Source organism: Rhizobium rosettiformans W3, assembly GCF_004912135.1.
Taxonomy (GTDB): Bacteria; Pseudomonadota; Alphaproteobacteria; order Rhizobiales; family Rhizobiaceae; genus Allorhizobium; species Allorhizobium rosettiformans.
Window position 1 is genome coordinate 1 of the sequence record NZ_STGU01000036.1, and the last position, 10527, is coordinate 10527.

The window sequence follows — 10527 nt, forward strand, 5'->3', positions numbered from 1 at the left end:
CCATCGCCGATACCACGAAAGCCTCGACAATCTCACTCCGGCCGACGTCTACTTCGGACGCGGCCAGACTATCCTGCTCGAACGCGAAAGGATCAAACGCGACACCATCAGACAGCGCCGCTTGAACCACCAGGCCAAAGCAGCTTAAATCAATCCGCAAACCGAGCCGGAAACTCCATTCTTCCAGAGCCCCAAAAGTCTCAAATTATTCGACGACGGACAGATGGCCAGGTGATGCATGCTTCCTCGTCTGCTTTCCCCAATGCCGACTAGCAATCAGTCTAATTGATCCTTATTGGCGCTGCTAGTGGAGCGAAACACGACAGGGGCCGCACATAGCTCGCCCGTCACCGTCGCGCCACAGCTCGACGAGTTGCTATCGAGCTGGCTGCACCGGCTTGCCTATGCCAACGGGGTAGCCCCTCGCTCCTTCGCGCGTGTGCTCGGGCTTAATCCCGGCATGTGGTCGGCAGCCCTCGATCTCAGGCTGCCGGCCGACATCGGAACGCTGCTGTATGCCAAAACCGGCGTCGCGCCCGATCAGCTCGCGGCGATGACCGTGTCGCAGGATCTGCCGAAACAGCTCTTGCTGCCGTTGCGTAATAACGGACATCGCGACAGTTCATCATGGCTGCAGTTCTGCTGCCGCTGCCTGGCCGAAGACGCACAACCCTATTTTCGGCGTCGATGGCGGCTGGCGACACGAGTTTCTTGCACAGAGCATGGCTGTCGTTTGCGCGACCGATGTCCGTCCTGCCTCGACCGCATTACGGTCTTCGACCAAGGCGAACTCGTGCCGCAACATTATTGTGTCGCATGCGGCTATGACTTGCGCCGCGCACCGATTCCTTACCTCAGTCCCGCGACCAGAACGCTCGACCGATGCATCGACGATATCTGCAGCCTGGAAGCAATCGCCCGCTCCCCCTCCGGCCCTGTGCTTATTCGCCGGCTCTTGAGCATACCCCGTTTTGCTGGTGGCTACTACTCGACGATGCTCCTCGCCAATCTGTCGGCGGGGGCACGGGCCTACTCTGCCGAACTTCTCAATTGCCCGAGTGAATGCCAGGAGGACAATACGACGGATGACGAAAAGGACTGCAGAGAGCGCCGTCTGCACGGCTGATTCCTCCGACGACTGACCACCGCGCCTGGATCGAGCTGCTTGGAAACGCTCTCGGCCGAACAAGAGGACGGCCGACTGCCTCTGAGGACAACGAACCGAGAATAAAGCTTCCAGACTTGCTCCGCGCCTATGCCAGAATGAGCCCAAGCCCCGGCTGTCGCCTTCCACCGGAGCTGATTGGAACGTAAAGAAGACCGCGAGACCTAGTCAGTCATCCCTCCAGAACGTCGCTCTCAGACTCAGCGATCGCAGTTTCCTCGAGCGCCTGCCGGCTGAGCAGCCCGGCATCCTCGAGCCGCTCGAGATCGGGGAGTTCGCGCAGGGTTTCCAAGCCGAACACCGACAGGAAATGCCTGGTCGTCACATAGGTGTAGGGCGCGCCGGGCGTCGGGCTGCGCGGGCCGGAGCCGAGAAAGCCGGCGTCGCGCAAACTGGCAATCGTGTCACGGCTCACCTCCCTGCCGAACATTTTTGATAGCTCGCCGCGGGTCACCGGCTGCAAATAGGCGATCGCCGCCAGCACTGCGGCCTCGTTCTCGGATAGCGATGCGGCCATGCTGCGCGTCGGAGCCTGCGACGTACGGATCGCCGAACCATAAGCCGTGCGGGTGCGGTGCTGCCAGCCGCCGGCGACCGCGACGATATCATAGGGGCGGGACCGCAGTTCCTCCCTGAGGTCGTCGATCAAAAGCTCGATGCTGCAGGATTGACCGACCACGCGCGCCAAGACCTCGCGGCTGACCGGTTCGCTGGCAGCGAAGATCACGGCTTCCGCCCTGAGCATCCATTCGCGCCAACGCAGATCCGGCGGCAGATCCTCGAGCTCGCGATCAAACAGGACAGCCTCCTCGGACTTCCTCGCGCTCTTTCTTCCTTCCTTTGTTGCGCTCCCTCCGGCCATGGTCACAGCCCAAATATTCGGAACGAGGTGCGCCCGGAGAGTTCGCGCACAGCGCCAAAACTGGTCAGCCGCTCAAACAGCCGCGTTGAGGCCCAGCGGGAGAGATGGCTGCCGGGGGCGGAAGCCGCCACGGCATCCTCGTCGAGCAGCTTTTCGATGACGACGCCGGCGCCCTTGGTCCTCAGCTTCGGCGCCACCGCCAGCAATGTCTCGGCGCGCCGGCCGATGTCGTTGGCGTGCCGCAGCGCCTCGGTCGTGGCCGCGACCAGCGCCAGGCACACCGCCCGCGGGAAAGCGGGCTCGCCGGACCGCACCCGTCCCCGGCCGCCGATCGTCTTGAACGCCGCGCCGTAGCGTTCGCCCATCAGCAGTGGCACGCCACACGCCCAGCCGAGCTTTTCCGCCAGCAGCCGGTCGGCCAGCCACCAGGCGAGAATTTCGGCGTCGGACCGGGCAGCGCAGATTTTGGCGACCAGATCAGCAACGGCGAACGGGACGGCGCGCGGCGACTGCAGCGCGGCATCGAACAGATCGGCGATTTCGTCGAAGCCGTCGCGGCGCAACCCGATCAGTGCCGCCAGGTCCTCCAAAAACCTGCTGCCGATTGGCCGCTTCTTCGCCGCCAGCCTTTGGAAGGCCAAAACCATTGCGCCGGCCGGTCCCGGATCGTCGCCGGCGGCAGTGAGCAAAAGCGCATCACGCAACGCGTGTTCGCCCTCGTTGCGACCGACCAGCTGCGCGGCGGCTTGCGCGCATTTCAGCGCCAGCCGCTGGCGCCAGCAGCCGGCCCAGGCGGGTCCGGCGCGCACCAGATCGTCCAGCGATTTCAGGGCGATGCCGGCGGCAAAGGCGGCATCCGCCTCGCTCATATCATGGTGGCGCGCGGTCGCCCAGGCCGGCAGAAGAGGCACGGCCGCCGGCGCGATCGGAGTGGCAAGCGGGGAGCGGTGGCGCAAATTCATGCACCAGAGCATAATCGAGATGCGCGGTTTGTGCTATCGATTTCCCGCCAAGCCGCACAGCTTGTCGCTCGTGCTTTATGTCCGATAATCTTGCATTATCGGACGTTTTGTACTTCATATGGAGAATGGTCCAGAAAGTCGCACAAACCAGTGAATATTCCGTCAACGACACCTCAGCGCCGTCTCTCAGCACTGCGCCTGGGCGTGATGTTTGCGCGCCGGAAGTCTCGGGCGAAAGCCCTTTCCCCTCTCTCGCTGGTCAGGACCAGCCGCCCGCCCATCTTGCAAGCCTTGCTGATCGCGCCCGGGGTTATGTTGAAGCCGCCAGTTCCGCCAATACGCGCAAAGCCTACGCCGCCGACTGGAAGCATTTTTCAGCTTGGTGCCGGCGGTCGAACCTCAGTCCCCTGCCCCCGCATCCGCAAACCGTTGGGCTTTACATTACCGCCTGCGCTTCCGGCACGGCTGAACGGGGTGTAACCGCGAACTCAGTCTCGACCATCGAACGACGCCTCTCCTCGCTCTCTTGGAACTATGCCCAGCGTGGCCTCTTGCTCGATCGCAAGGACCGGCATATCGCCACCGTGATGGCCGGCATTCGCAACAGCCACGCCAAGCCACCGGTCCAGAAGGAAGCGGTGATGGCTGAAGACATCGTCGCCATGGTCGAGACACTTGATCGCGGCTCTCTGCGTGGCCTGCGGGATCGGGCGATGTTGCTCATCGGCTTTGCTGGAGGTCTTCGGCGCTCCGAGATCGTCGGCCTCGATCTGAAGTCCGACCAGACTGAGGACGGTCGCGGTTGGATTGAGATCGTCGACAAGGGCATGCTTATTACGCTTCGCGGTAAAGCCGGATGGCGAGAGGTCGAGGTCGGCCGCGGCTCGGCAGATGCGACCTGCCCGGTTGCTGCAATCGAGACCTGGATCAAGTTCGCTAGGCTTGCTTATGGCCCCCTTTTTCGGCGGGTGACGGGGCAAGGGAAGGCTGTCGGGTCGGAGCGGCTGAACGACAAGGAGGTCGCTCGGCTTGTGAAAAGGGCCGCAATGGCCGCAGGCGTTCGCGGTGATCTGAGCGAAAGTGAACGCGCCTTCAAGTTCTCCGGCCATTCCCTCCGCGCGGGCTTGGCCTCCTCCGCTGAAGTCGACGAGCGCTATGTACAGAAGCAGCTTGGGCACGCATCAGCAGAGATGACACGCAGATATCAACGGCGACGTGATCGCTTCCGGGTCAATTTGACCAAGGCATCCGGGCTTTAGCTATCTCTTCCCCTGCCGTTCAGGTGCTTGCAGAAAACCCGCTATCGCACTATAGTCACCATAGTCATTTTGGTTACAGGTGAAGCGATGCAGACATCAACACACGACGATAAAAGCTGGACGGTCGCTGGCGCGAAGGCGAAGCTCTCGGAGGTCATGGAGCGCGCGCAATTGGCACCTCAGACGATTACACGCAATGGAAAGCCAAGCGTGGTCGTCGTTTCTGCGGATGAGTGGCAGAAGAAGACTGGGCGCAGGGGATCGCTTGCGGAATTTCTGCTGGCATCGCCTATGCGTGGAGCGGATCTTGATCTTCAACGTCAACATGACGAGCCGCGTGACTTGTCGTTATGAGACTGCTGCTCGATACGAATGTGCTGTCGGAAGTTACAAAACCTAGCCCAGATGAAGGTGTTCTGAGATGGATTCACGGGTTGGACGAAGACCGCACCTTCATCAGCATCGTTTCGATTGCTGAAATTAGACGCGGCGTCGCATTGATGGATAGCGGACGAAAACGCGATGCCTTGGGCGAGTGGCTCGCGCATGATCTGCCTCAGCGCTTCGAAAATCGGATTATTCCAGTGGAAGGACCAGTTGCCCTGGCCTGGGGCGATCTCATGGCGCTTGCCAAGCGAAGCGGTCGTGGGCTTACCTCAATGGACGGGCTGATTGCAGCCACTGCCGTCGCTCACCAATTGACGCTTGCGACACGCAACACCAAGGATTTTGAAGGCTTCGGAGTTGATATAATCAATCCATGGGCGGCTTGATCAACCCTATGTTTGTCGGTGGAAAGGGCTAGGCTGCATGCTCTCCTACAGCTTGCTCAAAAACCACGCTGGCATCCTGCTCGTCGGAGACCACACGTCCCTGACCTGGCTGCACGAGGTCGTCCACGAGGTGAATGACCGCTCACCGGTTATTATCGACAAGGAAGGCTCGTTTCTGGGCCTAGCCTACGATGTGCGCAAAGCCCTTGAGCGGCAACGTGAGATTATCGAGCCGCCTCAGCATTTTGAAGAAATCGGTGTTCGATACGGTGTCCAGATCCTCTGGCCAGTTCTTCTGCTGCAGCAGAGGCTGTTGAGACAATCCCTCGCGTTTCTCAGCCATACCGCCAAGACCCAAGCGATCACCTACGCCCTGGAGGCCGTCATCGAAGATGCGCTACGCGACGATTTTGGCGCACAGTCCGAGAACATCATTGGTCTCTGGCAGCGCCTTGATCCAGCGCAGCCGGCAGTCATCGACATGATGAACAGCCGCGGGGGGCTTTACTGCTCATGGACGAAAGCACAAAGAAAAGCAGGCTTCGCCCAGTTACTTTCCAGCTTTGATCCCATGTACGACCGCCTCTTCGCCATGCGACTGAAGAACGGTGAGAAGAACCTGATTTCACCAACAGAGTTCGCAACTTGGGAAAACGCGGAATGGCCCGATCCTCGGTGGTAAATCACTGGCACACCGATAGTGATATCAACCGGATGAGTTCCCTTTCCCCACCCTCCGTTGAAACCGCAAGCCCAAAGCTGAAGACAAAGTTTTTCGCTTAGCGCTTCAATTGAAATCGGGAGCTAAAAGCCACACGACCGCTGCCTCGGAGATCGGCCGCAGCAGTACCTGGAGCAAATCCGGTGGCATGAGGGATTCCTGTTTGCGGTAATTCATGAGATTCTTCCTTCATGACGAAGCGCCGCCTGCCCATGGCCGAGCATGCCGACACGCTGTCGCTGAAGGCGCTGCGAGAGCTCGTGACCGGTCTGGTGGAGCGGGCTGATCGGGCAGACGCCCGGATTGAGAAGCTCGAAGCTGAAAACCAAAGGCTTGGCGATGAGAACGATCTGCTCAGGCTTGAGAACACCCGGCTGAAGATCGACAACCAGCTTCTGCGCGACGAGATTGCGCGGCTGAAGAACCTGCCGCCGCGCCCACCCTTCAGACCATCGGGGATGGAAAAGGCAACGAATGACAAGGCGCTCTCGGCCAAGAATCCGGCGCCCCGGCCGCGAGGGCTGAAGAACGACACGAAGCGGGTGACGCGTGAAGAGGTGCTGCCTGCCAGTGTACCGCCCGGATCGCGCTTCAAGGGCTACAAGGACTGCTTCGTCCGGGATCTGGTTCTGCAGGTCGAGGTGGTTCGTTACCGGCGGGAGTGCTGGGTGACGCCGAACGGAGACACCATCACAGCACAGCTGCCTGTGGGAATACAAGGAGGCTTTGGGCCCAATCTGCGGCGGTTTTGTCTGATGTTGCATGCGCATGGGCAGGTCACGACGCAGCGGATGACGACGTTGCTCAACGACGTCGGTGTCGAGATCTCCAAACGCCAGGTGGTGCGGTTCCTGACAGAGCGGCTGGATAGTTTCCACGCCGAGGATGCCGCCGTCCTGCATGCCGGCCTCGTGTCTGCGCCCTATGTCACGGTCGACGATACCGGTGCCCGTCACGCCAACCGCAATTTCCATACGACACATATCGGTGGCGAGCATTTCACCGCCTTTCGCACGGCGTCTTCGAAGTCGCGTCTGAACTTCCTCGCTTTGCTGCGCGGCGACTATCAGGACTATGTTCTCAAAGACGCCGCTTTCGCGCTGCTGGAAGACCGGCAGGTCGACCCTGCCCTTGTGGCTAGGTTGAACACCCATGAACCGCTGAGGTTTGCCAACCGGGTGCCCTTCCTCCAGCATCTCGCCGAACATGGTATCGACATCTTCGACACGGAGACGCTTCGGCCGTTCGCCGAGGCCGGCATATGGGGCGCCATCCGCCATCATGGCCTGGTTGGAAACGCGGTAATCGTCTCCGACGATGCCGGGCAGTTTCGGGTCGGCACCCATGCGCTGTGTTGGGTCCATGCGGAACGGCTGCTGCAAAAGCTGATGCCGGCCACGCCCGGCCAGGTGAAGCACGTTGAGACCCTGCGCGAGCTCATCTGGCACTTCTACGAGGCTCTCAAAGCCTATCGACGAAGGCCTGACGCAGCTATGGCCAAGGGCCTGCAGGCTCGCTTCGATCGGATTTTCTCGATCCGCACCGGCTACAGCGATCTCGACAAACTGCTGTTTCGCCTCAGGCGCCGCAAGCCGGAACTGCTCAGGGTTCTGGAGCGGCCGGAGATCCCGCTCCACACCAATGCGTCGGAGCGCGATCTGCGTGGCTTTGTCATCAAGCGGAAGATCTCCGGGGGCACCGTCAGTCGCAACGGCCGTCAGGCGCGCGACAGCATGCTGGGCCTTTCGAAGACCTGCCAGAAGCTCGGCCTGTCGTTCTGGAACTACCTCGGCGATCGGCTGGGGATCGGCACATCGCACCCAGCCATTGCCCCACTGGCCACGATGATCGTTGCCAGGTCCTGAGCGCATCACCGACGTTCTGGCTTTGGGAAGGACACGACCTTGCCGTCGTCCGACTGGATCTGATCCGCCGTGTCGAGCACGTGGACGCCGGTGGGTTTCAGCAGGGTCGGCGATACATTCCATTGACGGTTATCATCGGCATGCACCGTCACCGTCTTCTTGTTGCGGCGGATGACGACACCACGAACCAGAACACCGCCAGGGCCTTCAAACTCCACGCCGCTTCCGACCCTGATTTCTTGAAGGGCCGCTGTGGTTCGCTGGTGATGCAAATACTGCAGACGCTCGACGATGCGCGCGTTGAGTTCGATGAGGGTTGCTTCGTCCAGACTATCGATATCGATCTGCCGCATTTGCTCCACCCCACTCTCCTGTTGATCGTCAACGCCACCATGCCAATCGCCACTTCGGCAGACAACCAGATGCCAACGGATCGGCTTGTTTTCGGGCACTGCCACCGGATTAGCCCCGCTTACCCTCAGCAGGCTCTGGATGGGCAACTTCGCGAGATCGTAAGACATTGAAATTATGGTAAATGATTCGTTACGCGAAAGCTATATGCAGCTTAAGGTTCCGTACTTCTCATAAAAGAGCCCGGGGTCGCTGACCTCCGATAAGTAACCCTTATCGGGGGTGATAAGTACATAGCAGTTGTACATCATCTGTTCCGGTGGTAGTCTACGGTCAACGCGCAGAATCGGAGCGACCAATGCCCCAGACGCACTACAAGATCAGCGAGGCGCGCAAGAACTTCGCCGAGGTTCTCGATCGCGCCAATCAGGGCGAAGAGATCATCATCATGCGCGGCAATGAGATCTATGCCCGTATTGGTCCGGCTGATCCCGCCGGTAAGAGACCTTTCGGACTGCTGGCGCGGCGGGGTCTGCCGGACGACCTGTTTGACGAGCATGATCCTGAACAGACCGAAATCGACGCCGGCGATTGGAACGACGACGTCGGAATCTTCCAAGGTGAAGCGGTCAACGGGGACAAGCGCTCGTGAAGCTTCTTCTTGATAGCCATGCGGTCTATTGGTGGATGATCGGTAGTGCGCGACTTTCACCACATGCACGATCCCTGATAGAGGACAAGAGCAACGCCGTTCTCGTCAGCGCCGTCTCCTTCTATGAACTCGACAATAAGATGCGGCTTAAGAAGCTCGATCTCAAGCCACAGGAATTGCGCGCCGCCATCACTTCCAGCGGCTTCCAGACACTCGCCATCAGTGATTTGCATGCGGAACTTGCAGCCGCCTTCGACTGGGAGCACCGGGATCCCTGGGACCGGATCCTCGCAGCGCAAACACGGCTTGAGCATTGTGCACTGATCTCGATGGACGTGGTGTTCGATGCCGTTCTCCAGGAGAGGGTCTGGTGAGGAGAAAGCTGTGAGAATTCTCGTTGACGTAACGGAAGCGGCAGCGCGGCTCGAGGAGTTGATTGAGCTCGCATTCCCTGGCGATGAGATCGTGATCTGTCGAGACGAGAGACCGGTCGGGTTGCTCACGCCAATCGCGCGGAAGATCGCCTCTTTTGAGGGTTTTCTTGCCCTGGCGGAGGAGGGTCGCAAAAACGTGCCGCCTGGCACAACTTTCGGCCATTCCGATTTTTGCGACGAACACGGCTTGCACAAATGAGTGCGGTTGACCGCCGCGTCCTAGATCTCGACACCATCGCCGCAGTTCTGCCGATAGAGCGGCGTGATGAGCTGGCCGAGCTTTTGACGGATCAAGATGTCGAGACGCTTCGGCATCTGGTCAACCAGGGCATGGGTGAAAACACCCTTAGAGCAATGACCTCCGATCTCGCCTATCTGCAGGCCTGGTCACTGGCTACCACCGGCCGCTCCCTTCCCTGGCCAGCACCGGAAGCCATGCTCCTCAAATTCGTCGCGCATCATCTCTGGGACGCAGAGAGGCGTCTGACGGATCCGGAACACGGGATGCCAGCAGATGTAGACGACAAGCTCCGGATCCAGGGATTTCTGAGGACGGTCGGACCGCATGCACCCGATACCGTGCGCCGGCGGCTCGCTATCTGGTCTACGCTGACGAAATGGCGTGGGCATGTCGGTGCTTTTTCCTCCCCTGCCCTGAAGTCTGCCATCCGGCTGGCAGTGCGCGCAACACCACGCCCCAAAAGACGCAAGAGCGCCAAGTCGGTGACAGGCGATGTCCTTTCGAAGCTGATTGGCACATGCCGAAGCGACAACCTGCGCGATGTCAGGGACAAGGCGATCCTGATGGTCGCTTTCGCTTCAGGCGGCCGGCGCCGCAGCGAAATCGCAAGCCTCAGGATCGAACAGCTGCAGCCGGAAGAGCCGATCCAGATTGACGGAGCTCCTCCCCTGCCCTCTCTTTCCATTCATCTCGGCCGTACCAAGACCAGCGGCGCGCAAAACGATGAAGTTGTCTACCTCACTGGTCGACCGGTTGAGGCGCTGAATGCTTGGCTAACGGCTGCAAAAATCGAAAAGGGCTGTATCTTCAGGGCGATTGATCGATGGGGTAATGTTTCGCGCCGGCCGCTAGACCCCAAGGCGATCAATGACATTGTCAAACATCGAGCCGGATTGGCAGGGCTCGATCCTGTGGAGTTTTCCGCCCACGGGCTTCGCTCAGGCTATCTGACAGAAGCCGCCAACCGTGGCATTCCTCTTCCCGAGGCCATGGAGCAGTCCAGACATCGATCTGTCCAGCAAGCATCGCAATACTACAACAGCGAGCAGAGGCGCAGCGGACGAGGAGCGCGCCTTCTGGCGTAGCCGATTGAGATCATCGGCTCTGCCAGCCCCCCCCCCGCTTTGTCCCTTCGAGACCTTCAGAAACTTCTCATTAATGATCGGCTAAGAAAGTTGCGAGTGAAACGACGTCAGTCCACACAGTGGAAGCGTAATATGCTGAAAGTTAAAGGGTTGGTGT

General features: G+C 60.0%; 13 protein-coding genes and 1 pseudogene. 11 read left to right on the forward strand and 3 right to left on the reverse strand.

The genetic code is table 11. The features are described from left to right. Together FAA86_RS23655 and FAA86_RS23660 are read left to right on the forward strand one after the other, a co-directional pair. Window positions 1-148, forward strand: a pseudogene (locus FAA86_RS23655) (IS3 family transposase); the annotation flags it as partial. A 147-nt stretch (window positions 149-295) separates the two neighbouring features. After that, a complete protein-coding gene (locus FAA86_RS23660; RefSeq protein WP_246035182.1) occupies window positions 296-1126 on the forward strand; it encodes a TniQ family protein in 831 nt (276 codons plus the stop codon). A 211-nt stretch (window positions 1127-1337) separates the two neighbouring features. Here FAA86_RS23660 and scpB read toward each other — a convergent pair whose 3' ends face one another. Both scpB and FAA86_RS23670 read right to left on the reverse strand, forming a co-directional pair. After that, a complete protein-coding gene (gene scpB / locus FAA86_RS23665; RefSeq protein ID WP_136543705.1) occupies window positions 1338-2027 on the reverse strand; it encodes an SMC-Scp complex subunit ScpB in 690 nt (229 codons plus the stop codon). A 2-nt stretch (window positions 2028-2029) separates the two neighbouring features. Further along, the gene (locus FAA86_RS23670; RefSeq protein WP_136543689.1) at window positions 2030-2989 is read right to left on the reverse strand and encodes a DUF1403 family protein; all 960 of its coding nucleotides are present in this window, start codon (window positions 2987-2989) and stop codon (window positions 2030-2032) included. 125 nt (window positions 2990-3114) lie between these two features. Between FAA86_RS23670 and FAA86_RS23675 the strand changes: the two genes are divergently transcribed. The 5 genes from FAA86_RS23675 to FAA86_RS23695 all read left to right on the forward strand — a co-directional run bounded on the left by FAA86_RS23675 (window position 3115) and on the right by FAA86_RS23695 (window position 7607). Then, window positions 3115-4248, forward strand: coding sequence for a site-specific integrase (locus tag FAA86_RS23675; RefSeq protein WP_136543691.1), 1134 nt, complete (start codon window positions 3115-3117; stop codon window positions 4246-4248). A gap of 87 nt (window positions 4249-4335) precedes the next feature. Next, window positions 4336-4602 carry a type II toxin-antitoxin system Phd/YefM family antitoxin gene (locus FAA86_RS23680; RefSeq protein ID WP_136543707.1) on the forward strand — a complete coding sequence of 89 codons (267 nt, stop codon included), beginning with the start codon at window positions 4336-4338 and terminating at the stop codon, window positions 4600-4602. After that, the gene (locus FAA86_RS23685) at window positions 4599-5021 is read left to right on the forward strand and encodes a type II toxin-antitoxin system VapC family toxin (RefSeq protein ID WP_136543693.1); all 423 of its coding nucleotides are present in this window, start codon (window positions 4599-4601) and stop codon (window positions 5019-5021) included. The genes FAA86_RS23680 and FAA86_RS23685 overlap by 4 nt, the downstream gene beginning before the upstream one ends. A 37-nt stretch (window positions 5022-5058) precedes the next feature. Continuing rightward, complete coding sequence (locus FAA86_RS23690) at window positions 5059-5703, forward strand: DUF6904 family protein (protein WP_136543695.1); 645 nt, start codon at window positions 5059-5061, stop codon at window positions 5701-5703. Between the two features lie 230 nt (window positions 5704-5933). Then, window positions 5934-7607 (forward strand): IS66 family transposase, encoded by a 1674-nt coding sequence (locus FAA86_RS23695; protein WP_136543697.1) that lies wholly within the window; start codon window positions 5934-5936, stop codon window positions 7605-7607. Between the two features lie 5 nt (window positions 7608-7612). Here the strand turns inward: FAA86_RS23695 and FAA86_RS23700 are convergent, their stop codons facing one another. Then, window positions 7613-8128: a hypothetical protein gene (locus FAA86_RS23700; protein ID WP_246035183.1), complete on the reverse strand. Its 516-nt coding sequence runs from the start codon at window positions 8126-8128 to the stop codon at window positions 7613-7615. A 188-nt stretch (window positions 8129-8316) separates the two neighbouring features. On the opposite strand from FAA86_RS23700, the gene FAA86_RS23705 reads away from it, so the two are divergent. Genes FAA86_RS23705 through FAA86_RS23720 form a run of 4 tightly spaced genes read left to right on the forward strand, consistent with a single transcriptional unit; the run spans window position 8317 to window position 10370 of the window. Next, window positions 8317-8610: a type II toxin-antitoxin system Phd/YefM family antitoxin gene (locus tag FAA86_RS23705; RefSeq protein ID WP_076397285.1), complete on the forward strand. Its 294-nt coding sequence runs from the start codon at window positions 8317-8319 to the stop codon at window positions 8608-8610. After that, on the forward strand, window positions 8607-8984 hold the full coding sequence (locus FAA86_RS23710; RefSeq protein ID WP_136543699.1) for a type II toxin-antitoxin system VapC family toxin: 378 nt from the start codon (window positions 8607-8609) through the stop codon (window positions 8982-8984). The genes FAA86_RS23705 and FAA86_RS23710 overlap by 4 nt, the downstream gene beginning before the upstream one ends. A 10-nt stretch (window positions 8985-8994) precedes the next feature. Continuing rightward, window positions 8995-9243, forward strand: a complete 249-nt coding sequence (locus FAA86_RS23715) for a type II toxin-antitoxin system Phd/YefM family antitoxin (RefSeq protein ID WP_136543701.1) — start codon at window positions 8995-8997, stop codon at window positions 9241-9243. Next, entirely contained in the window at window positions 9240-10370 is a 1131-nt protein-coding gene (locus FAA86_RS23720) for a site-specific integrase (RefSeq protein WP_136543703.1), read from the forward strand. The genes FAA86_RS23715 and FAA86_RS23720 overlap by 4 nt, the downstream gene beginning before the upstream one ends. Window positions 10371-10527 lie beyond the last annotated feature (157 nt).